This is a genomic window from Candidatus Eremiobacterota bacterium, assembly GCA_031082125.1.
Lineage (GTDB): Bacteria > Vulcanimicrobiota > CADAWZ01 > CADAWZ01 > Ess09-12 > Ess09-12.
In genome coordinates this window covers 329,060-349,396 of the sequence record JAVHLM010000001.1, presented here as the reverse complement: position 1 = coordinate 349,396, position 20,337 = coordinate 329,060, and the positions used below count along the sequence as shown (strand labels likewise).

Sequence of the window (20,337 nt, the reverse complement as noted above, 5' to 3'; positions counted from 1 at the left end):
TGATAAAGGAAAGATGGAGGGAGCAGTATGGCACGGTGGATTCTTGTTCTGATGCTCTGCGCCGGTCTTGTCGCTGGCGCGCTTGCCGCGGCAGCATCCACGGAAGGGAAGCTGGGGGGGTCGCCAATGAAAAGTGCAAAAAAGACTGCCAGGGGCTGGATCCCCGAGTGGGCAAAGCACGTCGTCTGGTACCAGGTCTTCCCCGACAGGTTCAGAAACGGCGATCCCTCCAATGACCCGAAGGTGGAGAGCCTCAAGGGCTCCTGGCCCCATGACCATACGTCGCCCTGGGAGGTCCATCCCTGGACGTCGGACTGGTATGAGCTGCAGCCCTACGAGAAGAAAAACGGCAAGGACATATTTTTCAACATCCAGCGGCGCCGGTACGGCGGCGATCTCAAGGGTATCCGCGACAAGCTTGACTACCTCCAGGACCTGGGCATCACGGCCATCTATCTGAATCCCGTCTTCGAGGCCCCATCGCTCCATAAATACGACACCATCCGCTATCAGCACATCGACCCGAACTTCGGCCCCGATCCCGAAGGAGACAGGAAGCTCATGGCCGCAGAAAAGATAGAAGAACCCTCAACATGGGTCTGGACCGCTGCTGACAAGTACATGCTCGAGCTTATCAGGGAAGTGCACCGCCGCAAGATGCGCATTATCTTTGACGGTGTCTTCAACCACATAGGCCTTGCCAATCCCTTTTTCCAGGACGTGGTAAAGAACCAGCAGAAGTCGCCCTACAAGGACTGGTTCATTGTCAAGAGCTGGGATGATCCCGGGAAGGGCACGAAATTTGATTATGAGGGATGGTACGGTGTAAAAGAGCTGCCCGAGTGGAGGGAAGACGAAAAAGGCATTGTGGCGGGGCCCAAGAAATATATCTTTGACATTACAAGGCGCTGGATGGATCCCAACGGCGACGGAAACACAGAGGACGGCATAGACGGCTGGAGGCTTGACGTGGCGTTCTGCGTGAAGCATGCCTTCTGGAAAGACTGGTGCACCTTTGTCCGCGGGCTTAATCCCCAGGCCTACATGACGGCTGAGATCATTGAGGACGTGGAGGCCAACAAGCCTTATCTTCAAGGTGACGAGTTCACGGCCGTCATGAACTACAATTTTGCCTTTGCCTGCTCAGAGTATTTTGCTGACAGGAAGATCCGCATCAGGACCTCCGAGTTTGACAGGCGCCTCAGGGAGCTGAGAGAGGCCTACTATCCCGCTGTCTCTTACGTGATGCAGAACCTCGTGGACAGCCATGATACCGATCGCATCGCGACAAGAATTGTGAACAGGGACAGGAACGATATCAGGCAGTGGAAGAAATATTATGAGCATTCCCAGGCCCGGAATTTCACTTATGACACAAGAAAGCCCACGCCCCAGGAGCTGAAAAGCCAGATGCTCATCGCTATTTTCCAGATGACCTACGTGGGAGCCCCGATGGTCTATTACGGCGATGAGGCGGGGATGTGGGGAGCCAATGATCCATGCTGCAGAAAACCCATGGTGTGGGACGATATGTCATACTGTGACGAGGTCTATCTTCCCGACGGCAAGAAGAGGAAGGTGCCCGACAAGGTGTCTTTCAACAAGGACCTCCACGATCACTACAAGAAGCTCATAAAGATAAGGAACCGCCACGAGGCGCTCCAGAACGGAGATTTCACCACGCTTCTGTCCGACGACGCGAAGGAGGTCTATGCCTTCAGGAGAAGCCTCAAGGGCCAGAGCCTCGTCGTGGTTCTCAACAACAGCGGGAAGGCGCAGAAGGTCACTATTAAGCCCGGAATTGACGGCAGGTTTGTGGACCTCCTCAACGGGGGAAAAGCTTTCTCCACGGGGAAAAAGCATGAGATCACCGTGGAAGTGCCGCCCCAATGGGGAAGGATCCTCACCGCGGAAAAGAAGTGAGAGCCAAGAGGCCTCCTGAGTTGTAAACTCCCGGACACAATTGTTTACATATTGTTCATAATTGCAACAGCCCCTCTCTGATAAAGGCTCCTGCGGCATGCTATAATCAAGGTGAGCAAAGCTGAGAGAGAGAGGCGGAACATCGTGATACAACCCGTAGGCGAAGGAAATTCAAGCACAGGATATACCCCTCAGGCAACGGCACCGCAATTCACCCCGGTGCGATCATCGGGGTGCGCTCCAGGCGGCTGAAGGGCGCCGCAGGACGGCCTGACCGTGAGTCGGGAGTCAATGAACGGAGCTTTTCCCCAGGGCCTCGCCGCAGGCATGCCGAACGCGATGGCCAACGCCATGCCGAACATGACGCCCAATACCATGCCGAATATCAATCAGGGCCCGCAGGCCATGATGCAGATGATGACGCAGATGATGACCCAGATGATGCAGATGATGACCCAGATGATGCAGGTCATGATGTCTCAGATGGGGCAGAACGGGGGGAACAACCAGAACAACAACAATGCCAACAATACTCCCAATAACACTCCCAACAATACGCCCAACAACAACGGCGGCAAGGTGGACAACAATCCTCCCGGCGGACTCCCCAACGGCCTCGCGGAGATCCAGAAGACTTTCGGCGCCCCCGGCGCCAACCAGACTACGGTGAAAATGCCGGCGGGGCCCGGAGGAAAAATGATTAATGTGACCTGCAATGCCAAGATTGCCGACAAGATGAAGTCCGCCTTCGAGGAGATAAAGGCCCAGGGCCTCTCCGGCTGCATCAATTCCTTTGACGGCTGCTTTAACAACCGCAACAAGAGGGGAGGCTCCTCGAAAAGCACCCATGCCTGGGGCATTGCCTTTGACGTGAATGCCTCCTCCAACCCCATGGGGAGCAGCAGGCAGACCGCAGACCAGCAGAAGATCGCGGCCATTTTCAAGAAACACGGCTTCTACCAGCTCCCCAACGATCCCATGCATTTCCAGTTCTGCCGCGGGTACTGACCGCCATCACCTCCAGTGATCAAAAGGCGCCTGATGGCGCCTTTTTTGTCTGTGCTCTCGGCAATTCTGCCTCGAGGGACCTGCGGCTATGGCAAGGGAAATTCTGGAATGGGGGGCCTTTCTCCCGTGAAAGTAACAAAGAGTTAACACCCGACCCATTGAAAGGGCCCCGTTATCAAGGTATAATAAGTACGGAAAAGTATGCTCACAGAGCATAACTGACGGCATCATCATACTCGAAGTATGAAGCGCTTCAGTATATACCAGGAAAGAAGATGCGCCATGGATTCAATTGACCCCGTCCAGTTCGCGAGAAGCTATATAGAAAAGCTTATCGGCCCCGGCAGCTTCCAGGCTCCCGAAGCGGCTCCTGACACCCCGCCTCCCCACGATGAGATGATGTGGTACGGCAGCGAGAGCAAGACGGTGCCGGGCAGGCCCCCGTCACTTACCTCTTTTGACAGGGATATCAGGAAGCTGAGGGAGGCAGGGGCTTCGGAGCGAGTCATCAATTCGTACCTCGGGCTCTCGCTGCTTGCTGCCGTGGCTGCCGCTGTGCAGGCGGGAGTGGGCCCCCTGGCGGGCCCACTTTACGTGGGGATCGCAAGCGCACTGGGCAGAGAGCTCGCAGGGCCCGACACGGAAAAGGAGTGCGGGAGAAAGGCTTATGCCGAGATCGTGGGGAAATCAGGCATTTCCAAGGATCCCGCAATGAACGGCCGGGCTGCAGACATTGCAGGAAAGCTGCTCACCCATTCAAAGCTTGACGGAAGCTCATACAAGGTCCTCGTGCTTGCCACGGAGGAGATAAACGCCCACTCACTGCCAGGATATCTTTTTGTCACCGAGGGGATGCTCAGGAGCTTTCCTGAAGACGGGCAGGTCGCCCTTTTCATGGGCCATGAAATAGCCCACGCCGAAGACCGCGACTCCCTCGAGGGCATCGGGCAGGACATGTTCGAGCATCTTGCCATCTCGAGCACCCTGCTCAAGAGCAAGGTCAAGGTGGAGGGGAGCGAAAAGACTGTCGGTGATATCAGGAAAGCCCTGAAGGAAGGCTATTATGACGCCACGACAGCCCATGAGAGAGAGAACGAGCTCAATGCCGACAGGAGGGGTGCCCAGCTCCTTGTGGCGGGAGGCTTCTCCCCTGCAGACGCCTGTGCCGCTATTTCCGCCATCTGCAGGATAGAGGAAGAGGGGAAGCTCAAGGTGATCCGCAACCAGGTGCAGCAGGCCCTTGGTTATGTCGATGAGGCGGAAGTAGCCCGGCGTCTCGTGGAAAGCCGGAAATTCGACAACCATCCCGCAGTGGCCGAGCGCCTTGAGGCCGTGAAAAAGGGCGCAGGGAACAGTGAGAAGGCCTGAGTAAATGCAAGGAGGAGACATGCATGGAGAAACAGCCTGATTACATCATCTATAAACCGGTGATGCAGGATATTGCGCAGCCTGAAAAAACAAAGGAAGCCCCCGGGGAGAAGGTGCTCCCTATGACGGCCGGTGTATGGCAGAAGGAGACGCTTGACGTGCTGTCCCTCTATGATAAAGATGAGGGCTCCTTTTCTCCCGTCACCACCGCCGGGAGCGCCGCGGGAGAAGGGCTCTCCGTGGCGCCTCTCTCCCTCAGGCTTACCCCCGAGGAGACAATTCCCCACTGGAAAAACTTCAAGTTTCTTGCCGATGACACTCTCAGAACCTTCCGCAGGCATGTACGCTCGGAGCCTGCTGAGGTCGCTGCTGCCCCCGCCCCTGCGGTGGAAGCCCCTGAGGTGCCCAGGGCCGGAAGCCTCATGGAGCTTGCCGGTGCCGGCAGTCTCGATGAGCTGATCCAGAGAGGGCTTTTTGACCCCCAGAAGGCTGCCCTCAAGGCCGATGATTTCGAGGGAAGGGCCACTTATGCCGAGGGCGGTCTCTATGAGAAGATAAGCAAGAAAGAGGTGGAGCGTCTTCTTGCCCTCAAGAGGGCCGGGAAGCTCACTGATCCCAAGGACATTGAAAAGTTCAGAAAATACGAGGAGCACGGCAATGCGCCCAACTACCGGAAAATGGACGGAAAGCCCGTCCATGGAGTAGGGCAGCCCACCGAGAAGGGCTTCGAGGATGTGCTCTCCCACGTGGCCGGCGCCGATAAGAAGAAACCGATCGTGTGGATGAACATGCGCGCAGAGCCTGTGATATATATCAACGGCAAGCCTCTCAACATGCGGCAGATCGCCCACAGCAAGGTGAACATGGACCTTGGGAAAAATGCCACGGCCGCCGATATCGAAAAATACGAGGAGGCTCTCAAGGAAAAGCTGCAGAAGGAAGGGAAGATGGACGTCGTGGGTGAGGACGGGGTTGTCAGGACCATCGCCTTTACCCCCGATCAGGTGAAGACCACACAGGACGTCGTGGCCCAGATGCGGGGAAAAGGCTACACCGTCGAGTACAAAAGGATACCGGTCACCGACGAGTCAAGCCCTGATGAAAAGGATCTTGACACCATCAGGAATTACGTCAATGAGATGAAAAAGAAGCACCCGGGCGGGGAGGTGCAGTTCGTCTGCAACTGCCACCAGGGCAAGGGAAGGACCACGACGGCCATGGTGGCCGCGGGAATCACCCTTGACGGGAAGGGAAAGGTGGAGCTTTTCGGCTTTGACCTTTTCAAAACCGATGACCCGAAAAACCGTGCCGAAAGAACCATCAACCAGAACGCCCACGTCCAGAACCTCAGGGAATGCATCAATGAATACAAGAAACGCTCCGAGGGCGAGAGAAAAGAGGCTGAGGAGCTGAAAAAGAAGGCAGCTTCCGAGGAGAGCGAAACAGCGCGCCTGAGCCTTGAAAAAAAGGCGAAGGAGCTGGAGAACAAGGCCGCGGAGGACGAGAAGAAGACCAGAGAGTTTACGAGAAGATACGCCATGATGGTAAAATACAGCGAGTATATCTGCGAGTTCGGCTCTGAGAAGCAGAGCCCCACCTTTGAGCAGTGGATTGGAGGCACACAGCAGCAGAAGGATCTGGCCATGAAGTGGGCCAGCCTCAACGATTACTTCGGCATAAGGCAGGGCCCGGGAACGGGCCCCGCGGCGATGCCGGAAACGGCCCTTGCATAGCCATGGACCACCTTGAAGGGGGAGAGAGCGGCGGGTTTGAAGAGGAGGAAGAGGGAGGCGCCTTTTACAGCGAGGACTTTTTCGCCGAAGTCCAGGAGCAGGAAGCCGTCTTCGACGAGGAGCCTCCCGCGGAATCCCATGGCGGCGCTGTCGATTTCATGCTGGAATGGCAGGAGCAGGACGAGGGCTCAGATGATCACTTCCAAGACTCACGGGAAGCCCGTGCGATGCTTTCCGTAACAGGGCAGGACGAGGGCTCAGATGATCACTTTCATGGCTCACGGGAAGCCCACGCGATGCTTTCCATCACGGAGCAGGAAGAGGAAGCGCCGCCGGTCTGGGAGCGCGTGAGTGAGGAAGAAGCGCCATCCTCTCCCAGAATCGCTTTTGCGCCCCCCCTTCGAAAGGAGCCTGCCCCGGAATCCCCTTCGGTGCAGACTCTGCCGCAAAATACCGCCCTCTCTCCCGGAGGTGCTGCCCCGGCAGAAACGGCTCCGCCGCCTGTCTCCCACGAGGCACCGCCTCCTCCGGGTGCATCTGCCCATGAGAGTCAGCCCGGTGCGCCGCCTCAGCCCCATGGAGCAGTACAGACGACATTCACTGCCGTGCCTGCTGGAGAATCTGAAGCGAAGGGCGAAGCACCGGAATATTTCCAGTGGACGGCCGAGCGGAACCGTCTTATCGAAGAAGCCCTGCGCGAAATGACGGGTGCAAAGCTTCCAAGGGTCCATGAACAGCTTATCTCGATAAGAAGGGCCCTCCAGGAGAAGAAGCTCACAGGGGAGCAGGCTTCTGCCCTTCTCGACGAGGTGGAGCTTTATCTCGCCTCAAGGGTCTCCCGCGAGAGAGAAAAAATCCCTGTGGCCCATGAAGCGGTAATCGGCGCCCGCCATGACGTGGAGAACGGCATGGCTGCCTACAGGGAGACGGTAAACGCCCTGAGGGAGTATATAGCTACCGGTGACCGCCTTCACCTTGACCTGGCATCCTACACTGCCGATCAGGCGGCATCATTTGTTGCCAGGGCCCGCACCCTCCTCGCCGCTGCTGAGCCCGAGCGCCCTCAGGAAAAGTAAGAATCGCCGCACGGTCTGGAAATTCTTTTTATCTGTGTCGGTATCGTAAGAAATTATTAACAAAATGGCAATAAATCTGTAATATAATAAAAGCAGGACACCTATCAAAGGAGGATTGCCATGAAGAAGAAACTACAGAGAGCAGTAACGCTTATCATCGCGGCATTATTCATTGTCGGCCTCGCCTTCCCGGCAGACGCGTCAACGGGCTATAAGATCAAGAGCAGTGAGACGACAGCCCCCACGCAGTATTCCAACATCGGCACCGAAACGCATAACGTGGTGACAGGATATGCGGCGGCAGCCCTCGGAAGCTGGGCCTCCAACGACTGGGACTGGATTGAATGGTACGGCTCCCTTACCGCTGCGGAGCAGGCATGGGTGAACGCCCAGAATCTTGGTGCGGGAACGCACTGGTATCTCGATGCGACAGGCCAGACCATAGGCACCTCGATGTTCCAGGGCTACACCGAGACCGTAGGCCAGGAAACCACCTCGGTGGAAGAGTTCATCAAGGACAGCTCAGGCCACAGCATCGGCTCCAGCACCACCCACTATACCACCATTCTGCAGCAGGACGTGGCCTTCCAGCTTGTCGCCGAGTACTATGACTCCTCGCCCCTCACGCTCGATCTCAACAAGGACACGAAAATTGACGTGGCCCGCAACAACTGGATGAAGCATGCACCGAAGTTTTACGGCGAGTATGCAAGAATGTTCGACATCACCGGCGACGGCGTTGAAGACCTCACCGAATGGATGGCGGCGAAGCCCGGTGATGGCCTCCTCGCCATACCTGAGAACGGCAAGGTGGATACGGCGCTCCAGCTCTTCGGGACCGCCGGCGGCTACCTTGACGGCTACGAAAAGCTTTCCATCCTCTGCGACAAGGACAAGAACGGCTGGGTGGAAGGAAAAGAGCTGGAAGGTCTTGCCATCTGGGTTGACGGGAACAACAACTCGAAATGCGAGCCCAATGAGCTCAAGAGCCTCAGTGACTTCAACGTCACAAGGTTATCCACCAAGCACACAAATTACGTGAGCTCATACAAGACTGATGACGGCAAAGTCAGCACCATGTGGGACTGGTGGCCCTGCGTGAAGGAAACAAGGAAATTCAGAAGATAGGAATTCCCGGGGGAGTGAAGGTAACGAAGAGGGAGCATGCTCCCTCTTCTCTTTTTCCGGCAGAGCGGTGATCCTCTTCCGTGAAGGGAAGTGGCGCCGCTCTCTTGAAATAATTCTTATCATTTCACGTGGGGAGGTCCTTCCATGAAAAGAGTGCCTGCAGTTCTTGTGCTTGTCTTCGCCTTCATGATGCCCGGAGCCTTATTCGGCGCTTCGGTGGAAAAGGAGAGCCGCGTCAGCTCCTCGGTCCTGAAGAATATCCTGGGCAGGCAGCTGGTGGATTTTTCCACCATTGACATTGCCCGCGGTGACGGGAAGCTCTTCTTTCTCACAAGAGACCCGGATACCAGGGGCCTCTCATGGCACCTGGTGGACCCCTCAGCGAATAAGGTGCTCAAATCGGGCTCATGCCCCTTCAAGGTCTTCACACAGTCTGCCGTATCGCCCGACGGTACCTCTGCTCTTGTCTTCACCAAATACCCCTCGGCGCTGTGGCATCTCTCAGTGAGCGCGGGAAAATGGACCATGGTCTACCAGAACCCTCAGAAGGAAGGGCTCGCCATACTTACCTTCTCTCCTCTCACCTACGTGGAGCCATTGAAAGCCTACACGCTGCTGGATCTATGGGATGCCGGGCACTTTGTCATTGACTCCTGTGTCTCGCTTGTCAACCTCTCTTCCCTCAAGGTGGAACAGGTCACTTCCCTCAGGAAGCTCAAGGAAAAGGCACTTGCCGCCGTGAAGCCTGAAAGCGGGAAAGACCTGAGCTATCAGGTGGGCCTCATCCGCTATGGCGAGGGGGAGAAGATGCTCTATACCCTCAAGGCGGTCACAGGCAAGGGAAAGAAAGCCAGGATCCTGAGGGATTATCTGCTGGAATTCACGGCCCCTGACAAGGTTTCATGGATCAAGACGCCTGAGGGCGGCGTGCTCCCCCTTGACCTTGCCGGCGAGCCTTCCCAGGCACTCTTCACGTTGATGGGGGAAAAAAAGGGATCGGTGATTCTTTTTAAGGAGGGGAAGAGCCACGTGGTCATTGAAGAAAAGGCGCTGGCAGGCAGGATCTTGAAAAACGGACTTATAGGAATTGCGGCGCTCAACGGCCCCAAGCTCTCCATATATCTGGTGAAACAGGGAGAAAAGCCGTCACCGGTGCTCTCTCTTGGCCAGGCAAGCTCGGTGCTCTTTACCGATGACGGCAAAAGGCTTGTGCTGAAGGGCAAGAGCGAGATAGCCTATTACAAGATCTCTCCATGACTGCCTGCCGCCCGCGCTCAGAGGGCTGCCCTGCTGCAGTCACCGAGCGCGCCTTTTCCGGATTTATTGGAAGGAGCCTTCTTTTTGAAGCTCTCGGCTATTTTCTTGAAGAGAGGAAGGTAGGTGCCCTTTTCTTCTTCGTCGGAAAAGCCCTGGATGATGAAATAGTCTGTCTCCTTGAAGAGCATCACCTGGTACACGAGAGTCTTGAAGCCTTCCTTCCTGTCAATGCCGGAAGCCACTATCTCGTAACCGGTAATGCCGTCTATGGTTACCTCGGCAGTGCTCTCGACGGCAATATCCTTTACCTGCTCGACTTTCTTGACACGCTGCAGTGAATATTCCTTCTTGTCATCAACGACAAGTCCCGAGGAGACTGAGGCGCCCACTATAAAGACAGGGTCCTTTTCATTCTGTGCGGGGAATTCCCCGTTTTTCGAAAAGAGCAGGTTATTGCCGAACCGCCTTGCCAGCTTGAGAGGCGGCTGGATTTCAATGCTGAAGGGAAGCCCCTCGGTGCCCTGCGAGTCCTTCTTTTCAGAGAGCCTGAATGAGAGTATTGAAGCCTTCATTGTTTTTGAAAGCTCTTTTTCAAAGGATTCGGGGAACACTGCGGTGATCATCACCGTGGTGTCATTGTCGCCGGTGACGACTATCCACTTCCTGAAATCAGTCCCGTAAGCATTCTGGGACACGCTGAGGAGGAGCCCCCTGCCGCTTTTTAAAGGGAGGGCCTCTTTTGCCAGCAGCTTCATTCCCCTCGAGGCAAGCCCTTCTTTGGTGAAAGCCTCGGCAAATTTGCCATAGGGCGCCGTGATCTCCATGATCAATATGGAGGCATTTTTGTCCTTGAGCTGAAAGCCCTGGAAGTTTTCAGCCTTCTGAAACTTTCCAGGGGGAACGAGGCTCACTCTCGTTCCTTCTATTGCAACGCGCTCTGCGGCATACAGGGGGCTGATAAGCACCACAAGAAGAGCTGCTGCTGCGATATATCTCATAGGTTCCTCCTTCTGGTAAGGGCCCTGCCTGGAGAGAGGGCCGTGCTCTCTTTTTCGAGTGCCCGGGCTCAATGTCCTTTCGGGAGAAGGATCGGCTTGTGAAGGCCTGGAAAAAAGTTTCTGAAATCGTGGCCTGAAAAGGAGGGTTTTCCCCGTCCAGGGATAATAAAGAGTTACAAATGTATCCCATAGAATCGGGAGTGAAGGGAGGGAGCGGCCTGTGGCGAGGATGCAGGGAAATTCCCCGCGGAGCGTTGAAGGCGTCATTGATGATTTCGTAAGCGCAAGGCGCGGCAGAGAGATTATCACTCATATTGAACATATCAAAGCCCGCGAGGCACGCCATGCCCCATGGCCTTCCGAGGTGCCCGGAGATCTCGCCGGAGTCTTCCAAAACCGCGGGATCAAGGAGCCTTATCTTCACCAGCACAAGGCCTGGAATGCGATATTTGAGGGGCGCCATACTGTGATTGTGACGCCTACTGCCTCGGGAAAGACTCTCTGTTATAATGTACCTGTCCTTAAGGCAATCCTGGGCGATCCCTCGGCGCGGAACCTCTATCTTTTCCCCACGAAAGCCCTCTCGCAAGACCAGGTGGCCGAGCTCCAGGAGATCGTCAATGACCTGGGCTCATCGATATGCACCTATACCTATGACGGCGACACACCCGCCGACGCAAGGCGCGCCATCAGGGCCAGAGCCCATGTCGTCGTCTCCAACCCCGATATGCTTCACACGGCAATCCTTCCCCATCACGCCAAGTGGGCCAATTTTTTCGGGAACCTGAAATATGTAGTCATTGATGAGCTCCATACCTACCGTGGCGTATTCGGGAGCCATTTCTGCAATGTCATCAGGCGTCTCAAGCGCCTGGCGGCCTTCCACGGCTCCCGGCCCGTCTTCATCCTCTGCTCAGCGACAATTGCCAACCCCGGAGAGCTGGCCTCAAAGCTCATCGAGGAGGAGGTGTCCCTTATCGATGAGAACGGGGCTCCCTCCGGAGAGAAGTTCTTTATCTTCTACAACCCTCCCGTCATCAACGCGCAGCTCGGGATCAGGAAGAGCTATCTCACCACGGCGCGGTCCATTGCAATGAAGTTTCTCGGAAGCGGCGCGCAGACAATTGTATTTGCCTCATCGCGCCTCAATGTGGAGGTCCTCACGAGGTACCTCAAGGAGCGCCTTGAGAGGCGCCCCGACATGAAAGGCCTTATCAGGGGCTACCGCGGCGGCTATCTTCCCACGACAAGGCGCGAGATAGAAAGAGGCCTCCGCACAGGAGAGATCCTGGGAGTGGTGAGCACCAACGCCTTGGAGCTGGGCATTGACATAGGGACCCTCCAGGCCTGCGTGATGGCAGGCTACCCGGGGAGCGTGGCCTCGACATGGCAGCAGGCCGGGCGGGCCGGGAGGCACCGCGGCGTGTCGGCGGCCGTCTTCGTGGCGCGGAGCGACCCCCTTGACCAGTTCATCGTGAATCACCCCGAGTATTTTTTCGGGAAAAGCCCCGAGCACGGACTCATCAACGCCGACAACCTCCAGATCCTGGTGAGCCACATCAAGTGCGCCGCCTTTGAGCTGCCCCTCAAGGAGGACGAGCGCTTCGGCAGGGAAAACCTGGGAGAGATACTCAGGTATCTCGAGGAGAAGGGGATTCTGCACAGGGCCGGCGACGCATGGCACTGGACCCAGGAGACCTACCCTGCCGACGAGATAAGCCTTCGGACCATATCCAATGAAAACTTTGTCGTGATGGACATGGATGCCGAGAACAGGGTCATTGCCGAAGTTGACTTCACGTCGGCTCCCTCGACGCTTTACGAGGATGCCATTTACCTCTGCGAAGCCCAGAGCTACCATGTGAAGAAACTCGATTACGCCCAGCGCAAGGCTTTCGTGAGGAAGGTTGACGTGGAGTACTACACCGATGCCATCACAAGCACGAAGGTGAGGATACTGGAGAGCTTTGCACAGAACTACACCTCCGAGCTCACAAGAGAGCACGGAGAGGTCCATGTGGCCTGGAAAGTGAGCGGCTTCAAGAAAATCAAGTTCAGCACCAGGGAGAACGTGGGATACGGACCCATATCCCTTCCCGACCAGGAAATGCACACCACGGCGTACTGGTTCACGGTGAAGCCCGCCTTTCTCTTTGAGATGGGCTTCACAAGGGCGCAGGTCATAGACGGGCTCATGGGTGTGGCATACCTGCTCCACCACACGGCCCCCTTTCTTCTCATGTGCGACACCAGGGATATCCAGAGGAGCGTCGGCGACAGGAATGCCCAGTGGTTCGTGGGGACTCTCGCAAGGGAGCGGGGGCGCTCGGCGCCGGGGATAATCCATTCCGATGACGGCATGGAGCTTCCCGTGGACTCACTTGAGCGCTTCGAGCCCACGATATTTCTCTATGATGATTATCCGGGAGGGATCGGCTTCTCGCCCCTCCTCTATGATTACCACGGTACGCTCCTCTCCCGCTCGCTCTCCATAGTCTCCCGCTGCCCCTGCAGCGCGGGATGCCCTTCCTGCGTGGGACCCCCCGAGGAAATGGGCAAGGAGAGCAAGAAGACAGCCCTTGAGTTTTTAAGGAGGGTTTTGAGGGATGAGTCTCAGGTCCAGGCTTGACAGGGCTCTCGGCGGGGCGGCAAAGGATCACCCCGCGCAGGATAGGCCGGGCGAGCTCCGTGAGCGCCTTGAGCGTATTGCCGGCAGGGCTGTGGAGGCGTCAAGGAAGACCGGCCCCTCCCATGATCCTGGAGAGGAGGCCCTGGGCGGCGAAATTTTTGCCGGCGGACAAGGCTCTTTTGTGCTGGTGAGAAATACCTTTCCCGAGAGCTATTTTCATGGGACCCTTCCGCTTGGAGCCATAAGAGCCATATCCCCCCGTATCGTCTCCATGCTTACGAAGGAGAGCTTTCCCTGCGCTCCCGGGGAATGCATTTTTATCGACACCGAGACCACGGGCCTTGCGGGCGGTGCGGGAACGGTGGCTTTTCTCGTCGGGGTAGGCTTTTTCAGCGAAGGGGCCTTCCACCTTCACCAGTACTTTATGAGGGATTACCACGAGGAGAAGGCCATGCTCTCCCACCTCAGGGAAGTGCTGGCCTCCGCGAGAGGCTTTGTCTCCTTCAATGGGAAGGCCTACGATGTGCCCCTCATAGAGGAGCGTTACGTGCTGAACAGGACCAGGACAAACCTTCGGGGGCTGCCCCACCTCGATCTTCTCTACCCTTCAAGGCGGCTTTTCAAGGGCCTTTTCGATGACTGCCGCCTCAAGACCCTCGAGGTGAAAGTGCTGGGCATGGCCCCCAGGGAAGACGATATTGAAAGCTTCCTTATCCCCCAGTGCTATTTTGACTTCGTACGGAGCGGCAGGACGGCGATGATGAAGAAGATCCTCTCCCATAACAGGCTTGACATCATCACGCTTGTTGCCCTCACGGCCCACATCGGAAGGCTTCTCTCCGATCCCCTTGCCTCACCGGATGCCCATCTTGCAAAGGTAGGCCGTTTTCACCGCGAGAGCGGCGACAGGTGCATGGGCACCGCGTGCCTCGAGGAGGCGGTGAAGAGGGGAAGGGAGGGGGAGTCCTTCGAGGCGGCCCTTCATCTTTCCCTTCACTACCGGAGGGAGGGCCGGCTCGATGAGGCTGCATCGCTCTGGCACGCCATGATAGAGGAGCATCGGTCACAAGATCCCTTTCCCTTCATCGAGCTTGCCAAGTATTATGAGCACCGCCTCAAGGATCCGGGCCGTGCCCTCGAGGTGCTTGCCAGGCTCAAATACCAGGCCTCAGCCCATTCACCCCGTTTCCTGAAGGAGCTTGCCCGCCGGGAGAGCCGCCTCGAGCAGAAAGCCGCGGCAGGGAAGAGCCGGCTTAACGACCATTTTTAAGGAGCCAGTTGAAGGCATCATCAAGCTCGCTGGCCTGCATTCCCATGTGGCCTCCCGCAAGCTCCCTGTAATTGACCTTGAAGCCCTTCGCCGTCATCTCCTGATAAAGCTGCTTGGTGGCCGGCATATTGAAGTCGCTGGTCCTTGTGAAGAGGTAGAATACCGAATTTCCCTTTGCCTCGTCCTTTATAGTGCGCCATGGGCCACAGTGGCCGTTTTCCACGATGGCGCCGCGGAAGACGTCCGGATCGGTGAGCACCAGGTAGTAGGCGGTGCAGGCCCCGCCGGAGTGGCCGGCAAGAAAGGTATGCCTCTTGTCGGCACGGTACGTCTTCTGCATGGAGAGGGCGAGCTCCTTGAGCTCCTCCCTGTCCTGCTCCTCATCGCTGCCGTTATAGACGGCGCTCGAGGAGGCCAGGATCCATCCGCACCGCTCGGCAGCCTGGGCATAGTGATCCACCATATTTGAGGCACTGCCGGCAGGGTGAAGAAGGAGCATCAGAGGAAGGTTGCTCTGCTTTTCCGCTTTTGTGGGAAGAAAGCCGTAGGCCTTGCGCTCCTTCCCGCTGCTGTCCTTGTAGCTGAACCACCCTGATTTCCATGAAGAGGCGGGCTGTGACGTGAGAATGAGCAACCAGGAAATCGTGATGAAGAAAAATGCTCCCCATAGCATCAGTCCCGGCGGGCTTACCCTGTGCGCTCTCAGGAAACTCTTCATTGTAACACTCCTCCTTGCACTTTTAATGACCGGAGAGGCTTGCGCGGCTCCCAGTCAATCATACTGGCATTGTTCTAGTATTCCACATGCTTAAGGATGACAGTACACTCTCCTTCGGCCCTGAATTTCACAATGACGGAATCGTCGGTCTGTGTCCATCCTTCAGGGGAGCCCTGCACCTCCTTCAGGTCGTTGAGCTCCCCGATGAGGCGGTCCTCCACTTTCACCGTGGCAATGGAGGAAGTCTGGTTGAAGCGCACCATGTAGGTCCTTTTCGAAGGGCCCGTATGAAAAAGGATCTCCCATTTATCTGTCTCGGCTCTGAAGAGGAGCGGCTCATTGCCCTCATAGAAAAGAAATTCCGCCCTGTCGGTGAGATAAACCTCGCAGGTGAGCTGCTTTTCAGGCTCTTCACCCACAGAGGGCATGCCGGGGCTCATGGGGATGATTGAGTTGGCCCTGATGAAGAGGGGAAGGATATCCAGGGGAGCGTCATACCAGACATCCGAGGGACCGCTGTAGATCTTTCCCGTCCAGAAGTCCAGCCATTTTCCCTCGGGGAAATAAAGGGCCCGCCCCTCTTCGGCCTCGCAGACAGGGGCTACGAGAAGCTCCCTTCCCAGAAGGTATTCAAGGTCCTCTTCCCAGGCTCTCCTGTCACCGGGGAACTCCAGCAGCAGGGGGCGCATGAGAGGCATGCCTGTAAGGGAAGCCACATGGGCGTAAGAATAAAGGTAAGGGATGAGGCGGTAGCGGAGCTTCGCGTAGGTCCTGAAAATTTCCAGGGCTCTCTCCCCGAAATGCCAGGGCTCCCTGGGCGTGGTCCCATGGCAGCGGGCATGGGAAGAGAGAAGCCCCCACTGGGCCCACCTTATGTAAAGAATCTCATGAGGCTTCCCTATAAATCCTCCGATGTCATGGCTCCAGAAAGGGAAGCCCGACAGGGCCATGCTCAGGCCTCCCCTCAGCACGCAGGCCATCTCGTTGAAGCCCGGCCGCGAGTCGCCGGACCAGTAAAGGGGGTAGCGCTGGGATCCTGCATAGGCGGAGCGCCCCCAGACAAGGCCGTAGCCCCGGTATTTTTTTGTTGCCTCATAGATGGTTTTGTTGTAAAGGAGCGGATAAAGGTTGTGCATCTCACTTCCCGTCATGCCGTTGTGATAGCGGGCATCGACAGGGGCGTACTCGCCGTAGTCCGTTTTCATCACCGCCACTCCCGTCCTGAAGAGGCTCTCATGCTTTGCCGCAAACCACCGGCAGGCTTCGGGATTACTGAAATCAACAAGGGTGCAGCAGGGATCCTCGGCAAGCCTTGCAGGGTTGCCCTGGCTGTCAAGGGGGAAGAATCCCTTTTCCTTTCCTTCCTGATAGAGGGCCGACCCCTCGTGGATATAAGGATTTTCCCAGAGGCTCAGCCTGAAGCCCTGCTTTTTAAGGCCCTCAATCATTCCCCCGGGATCGGGGAAGGCTTCTTCATCCCACGAGAGCTCGCAGGCCGAATCGCGGTCCCTCTCCTTTCTCCCCTTAAGCCAGAGCGGATCAATATGGAGCACGTCGCAGGGTATGTCACTGCTGCGCAGCCCCGCGGCCACCTCTTCCACTTCACCTCTGTCTTTGTACATGCACCGGGACATCCAGAGGCCGAAGGACCACCGCGGCGGCACCTCGGATCTCCCGGTGAGATCCGTATAACGGGCTATAATATCTCGCGGAGACGGACCGTAGATGAAGAAAAAGTCCATCAGGCTGTCCTCAAGGGAGAAGAACCAGGAGACATAGCTTCTCTCCCCAAAGTCATAGACGATCCTGAAGGAGCTGTTGATGAATATGCCGTAGCCTCTGGAGCTGAAGAAGAAGGGGATGTTCTTGTAGGCCCACTCGTTGCTGTTGGTGCCATGGGCATCGACATGCCATGAGATGAATTTCTGGTGCCGCCTGTCCAGGCTTGAGAACTTCTCGCCGAGGCCGTAAAAGTGCTCATCGGAGAAAAGATAGCCCGAATGAAAGACATGCACTCCTCCCTCCGGACCCTTTCTGAAACCGGGGGGCAGGACGCGGTAACGGTTCGGAATGCCGAATTCATCGGCATGGGAGCTTTTCATGAGCGTTTTTCCACTGGAATCGAGGACCTTCATAATCCAGGGCTTTTTCTTGAAGGCCACCGTGAGGCTGTCGCCCTTGAAGAGGAGGTCATGGGTGCTTTCCTCGGTCTTCACCTTGCCGCTGGAAAGGGGCTCCGCCACAAGCATGGCGGTGCTTTTCCGGGCGAGGGCTTTCTCGCAGGTGTACCGCATCCTGAAGATTGAATCGGAGATGAATTCCATGCTGACGGGGACTCGTTCGCTTTTCTGCGATAAAGCCTCTATGGAGAATGCGCTCTCCCCTGAGGGGATAAAGCTCTTCAGCTCGGAGAGAAAGGAAAAATTACCCATATCATCGTCAAAGAGGGTGAATTCTTCTCTTTCGTAGTTACTTGCCAAGGATCCCACCCCCCTCTGGTCATATGGAGAAAATATTAGGGGCGGTGAGCGAATTTCCTTCAGGGATGGTTCTTCTGAGATGAGGATTTCTTGTGCAGGTACGGGGAGCGGTCAGGAGCGGATATTCCTGCTGAGATCGGTGATTATGGTGATTCCCCGCGAGATGGTCCCGTCGCTGTTGTAAACAGGCTTGGCCACAATGTGGGCGGGAAAATGCTCGCCGCTTTTCCTCTTGAGGGTGAAGTCCGTCTCATAGAGTCCCCTGTCATGGGAGCCTTCCACCGTTTCATTGCTGAATTTTTTGAAGCTCTCGGGATCGGTGTGAAGTATGCTGGTCTGGAGCCCGACAAGCTCAGTACGGGAATATCCGAACATTGACTCGGCATTCTTATTGCAGTCAGAGATCAGATGCGACTGGGGATCAACGACAATGAGGGCTTCGTTGAAAAACTCAAAAACATTTCTCAAGAGCTCATCAGCCTGCCCCAGGGACTGGAGCATCGCCTTCCTTTCGGTGATGTCCCTGAAGACAAGCACTATGCCGCACACGTCACCCTTTTCATCCCTTATCGGCGCCGTGGAGTCTTCGATGAATCTCTCCCGGCCCGCCTTGTTTCTGAGCACCATGCCGTTTTCAAAAGTCGTGGTCTCTTCCTCGATGAGTATCTGTTCCACTGTGTTTCTGAGAGGCCCGCGGTTTTTTTCGTTGAAGACCTGGTAAACCTCCCAGAGCTCTTTTCCATGGGCTTCCCTGTGGGACCAGCCTGTGAGCTCCTCGGCGACCCTGTTCATGAATTTTACATAACCGCTCTCATCGGTGGCAATTACGGCGTCGCCGATGCTTTTAAGGGTGGTGGTGAGCCAGAGTCTGCTTTCCACGAGCTCCTTCTCGAGCTTGTGCTTATGGAGGGCCATCTCCACGGCAGTATAAAGGTCAGCCTCTTCAAAGGGCTTGAGCACGTAGCCGAAGGGATCGGTGAGCTTGGCGCGCTGGAGGGTGGAGTTGTCTGAATAAGCGGTGAGGTACACTATGGGGATGTCAAGGGATCCCCTGATGGCTTTGGTGGCCTCAATGCCGTCTATCTCGCCCTTGAGATGAATGTCCATCAGGATAAGGGCCGGTCTCATCTCATGGGCTTTTGATATGGCTTCCTTTCCTGAGGAAACCACGCATGACACATTGTATCCCAGGTTCCTGAGGCTTTTTTCGATGTACCTTCCCGTTATTCCATCGTCTTCAACTACCAGAATAGGAGGAGAGACCATCACGGCATCCTTTCCTAATGGCGACCCCTGGATTCCTCTGCACAAAGGGGCTGCGACGAAAGATTCAACACCTTGAGAGGTGGTGAATAAATGAGAATATCTCTGTTATTATAGCACTTTTCAAGCGGAAAATCAATAACAGCGCCTTTATTCTCTGCGAAGCAGGGCAGAGGTAATGAATGCGAATTGCCTCATACTGGCAGGAATGAATGGCAAGCTTCACGCCGCACTTCCAGCAATGCTCTCGAACCCGGCTCGAGTTCCCGGAGCCGCAGGCACCTGCCAGCGGAATAAAAGACGAAAAATCCGGTATATGATTGTGGAGAGACAGGAACGAGAGGAGGCATGACCATGGACAGGATCGGGATTTTTTCCCACCGGGGAAAGGTCAACGTAATGCTTCTTGATTCATCCTGCACAGTAGTCTTCACTGACTGCAGCATCTGCTACTGGGACGCCCTCACTCAGTGGGTGGCTCATGCATACCTGTGGGCCGAGGAATCATAAGGGCTATACAAGCACCGGTTTTTCGCCGGTGCGGTACCTTTCTATGTAACGCTCCAGCAGAGGCTGGTCCTCCCTGCGCAGTTCCGTAATCCTCAAGGCACACTCATAGAGCATCTTCCCGCGGACCACGTTTTTCCTGCACCAGAGCACCTCTCCCTTCATCGTAATCCTGGGCAGGTTCACGAGAAGGAGCATGTCCATCTCGACCCTTTCTCCCGCGCTCAGCTCAATATCCGAAGCGAACCTGATGGCCTTCGTGCTGATATTGTCTGTCATCATGCGGAACTGTTCCCGGTGGATCGAGCTTCTCGCGTTGATCATCAGGATCATCGAGATGTGCTGTACCTTGGGAGGTTCTTCCCTTCCCGCACCATCAGCCGGTGTTGTATTCTTTTTTGCAAAGAGCTGCCACATTTTCATCACCCCCGTCTTTACGGGAGCGCCTTTCATTCTCATGCTATCAGAAGGGCGCCGCTTTTTCTGTATCAAATTCACCTGAACGGGAGAAGGAATTTTAACGTATTATTAGAATATATGAATAAAAGAATCTTTTTCTAAAAAAGAGCATCGACCATGAGAGGAACAAGTGCAAAAGGAGGAATCAGAGTGGAAAAAAAGATGATAATGGAGGTTCTCGATGACCCTACGATGGGAGTGAAATGTCATTTCGGGTGAGGGCCGAAGCGATCTCTGGATGAGATTGTGAACCGTCTCCAATATTCGGTCAAGGCCTATTTCCAGGACAGGATTGAGCTGAAATACCAGAAGGTGGATGCGCAGAGCATGAAGGAGAGGCTTCCCCTCCTCAAGGTGGACGGGAAAGTGGTGAAAGAAGGCTGTATCCCTGACATGAGTATGATCATGGAGTATGCCCAGCGGGCCGGCGTGGCAGGCTAGAAAGCCTTAAAAAGCGGAGCCCGGGATTGGAAGCCATGGAGGTGAGAGCAGGTTGCGCTCATCTCCATGGCTTTCTGAC

16 protein-coding genes are annotated in these 20,337 nt (G+C 55.9%); 11 read left to right on the top strand and 5 right to left on the bottom strand.

Going from position 1 to position 20,337, the window contains the following annotated elements:
• Window positions 1-27 precede the first annotated feature (27 nt).
• The 7 genes from RDV48_01355 to RDV48_01325 all read left to right on the top strand — a co-directional run bounded on the left by RDV48_01355 (window position 28) and on the right by RDV48_01325 (window position 9,493).
• Window positions 28-1,923: a glycoside hydrolase family 13 protein gene (locus RDV48_01355; protein MDQ7821419.1), complete on the top strand. Its 1,896-nt coding sequence runs from the start codon at window positions 28-30 to the stop codon at window positions 1,921-1,923.
• A gap of 291 nt (window positions 1,924-2,214) precedes the next feature.
• Complete coding sequence (locus RDV48_01350; protein MDQ7821418.1) at window positions 2,215-2,931, top strand: M15 family metallopeptidase; 717 nt, start codon at window positions 2,215-2,217, stop codon at window positions 2,929-2,931.
• A 282-nt stretch (window positions 2,932-3,213) separates the two neighbouring features.
• Window positions 3,214-4,299, top strand: a complete 1,086-nt coding sequence (locus RDV48_01345; protein MDQ7821417.1) for a M48 family metalloprotease — start codon at window positions 3,214-3,216, stop codon at window positions 4,297-4,299.
• 23 nt (window positions 4,300-4,322) lie between these two features.
• Window positions 4,323-6,032 (top strand): hypothetical protein, encoded by a 1,710-nt coding sequence (locus tag RDV48_01340; protein ID MDQ7821416.1) that lies wholly within the window; start codon window positions 4,323-4,325, stop codon window positions 6,030-6,032.
• A gap of 2 nt (window positions 6,033-6,034) precedes the next feature.
• Entirely contained in the window at window positions 6,035-7,108 is a 1,074-nt protein-coding gene (locus RDV48_01335; protein MDQ7821415.1) for a hypothetical protein, read from the top strand.
• Window positions 7,109-7,228: 120 nt separating this feature from the next.
• A complete protein-coding gene (locus RDV48_01330; protein ID MDQ7821414.1) occupies window positions 7,229-8,236 on the top strand; it encodes a hypothetical protein in 1,008 nt (335 codons plus the stop codon).
• A 144-nt stretch (window positions 8,237-8,380) separates the two neighbouring features.
• Window positions 8,381-9,493: a hypothetical protein gene (locus RDV48_01325; GenBank protein MDQ7821413.1), complete on the top strand. Its 1,113-nt coding sequence runs from the start codon at window positions 8,381-8,383 to the stop codon at window positions 9,491-9,493.
• 17 nt (window positions 9,494-9,510) lie between these two features.
• Here RDV48_01325 and RDV48_01320 read toward each other — a convergent pair whose 3' ends face one another.
• A complete protein-coding gene (locus tag RDV48_01320; GenBank protein MDQ7821412.1) occupies window positions 9,511-10,491 on the bottom strand; it encodes a hypothetical protein in 981 nt (326 codons plus the stop codon).
• A gap of 229 nt (window positions 10,492-10,720) precedes the next feature.
• On the opposite strand from RDV48_01320, the gene RDV48_01315 reads away from it, so the two are divergent.
• Both RDV48_01315 and RDV48_01310 read left to right on the top strand, forming a co-directional pair.
• A complete protein-coding gene (locus tag RDV48_01315) occupies window positions 10,721-13,120 on the top strand; it encodes a DEAD/DEAH box helicase (GenBank protein MDQ7821411.1) in 2,400 nt (799 codons plus the stop codon).
• Window positions 13,098-14,390 (top strand): ribonuclease H-like domain-containing protein, encoded by a 1,293-nt coding sequence (locus RDV48_01310; protein MDQ7821410.1) that lies wholly within the window; start codon window positions 13,098-13,100, stop codon window positions 14,388-14,390. The genes RDV48_01315 and RDV48_01310 overlap by 23 nt, the downstream gene beginning before the upstream one ends.
• Here RDV48_01310 and RDV48_01305 read toward each other — a convergent pair.
• From RDV48_01305 to RDV48_01295, 3 genes are all read right to left on the bottom strand, one after another.
• The gene (locus RDV48_01305; GenBank protein ID MDQ7821409.1) at window positions 14,374-15,108 is read right to left on the bottom strand and encodes a hypothetical protein; all 735 of its coding nucleotides are present in this window, start codon (window positions 15,106-15,108) and stop codon (window positions 14,374-14,376) included. The two genes, RDV48_01310 and RDV48_01305, sit on opposite strands and share 17 nt — an antisense overlap.
• A gap of 74 nt (window positions 15,109-15,182) precedes the next feature.
• On the bottom strand, window positions 15,183-17,588 hold the full coding sequence (locus RDV48_01300; GenBank protein ID MDQ7821408.1) for a glycoside hydrolase family 31 protein: 2,406 nt from the start codon (window positions 17,586-17,588) through the stop codon (window positions 15,183-15,185).
• A 111-nt stretch (window positions 17,589-17,699) separates the two neighbouring features.
• Window positions 17,700-18,854, bottom strand: a complete 1,155-nt coding sequence (locus RDV48_01295) for a PAS domain S-box protein (GenBank protein ID MDQ7821407.1) — start codon at window positions 18,852-18,854, stop codon at window positions 17,700-17,702.
• Between the two features lie 351 nt (window positions 18,855-19,205).
• On the opposite strand from RDV48_01295, the gene RDV48_01290 reads away from it, so the two are divergent.
• Window positions 19,206-19,361, top strand: a complete 156-nt coding sequence (locus RDV48_01290) for a hypothetical protein (protein MDQ7821406.1) — start codon at window positions 19,206-19,208, stop codon at window positions 19,359-19,361.
• A 3-nt stretch (window positions 19,362-19,364) separates the two neighbouring features.
• Here the strand turns inward: RDV48_01290 and RDV48_01285 are convergent, their stop codons facing one another.
• Window positions 19,365-19,775: a PilZ domain-containing protein gene (locus RDV48_01285; protein ID MDQ7821405.1), complete on the bottom strand. Its 411-nt coding sequence runs from the start codon at window positions 19,773-19,775 to the stop codon at window positions 19,365-19,367.
• A 288-nt stretch (window positions 19,776-20,063) separates the two neighbouring features.
• Here RDV48_01285 and RDV48_01280 point away from each other — a divergent pair, with 288 nt between their 5' ends.
• Window positions 20,064-20,258: a hypothetical protein gene (locus RDV48_01280; protein ID MDQ7821404.1), complete on the top strand. Its 195-nt coding sequence runs from the start codon at window positions 20,064-20,066 to the stop codon at window positions 20,256-20,258.
• The last annotated feature ends 79 nt before the right edge of the window (window positions 20,259-20,337 follow it).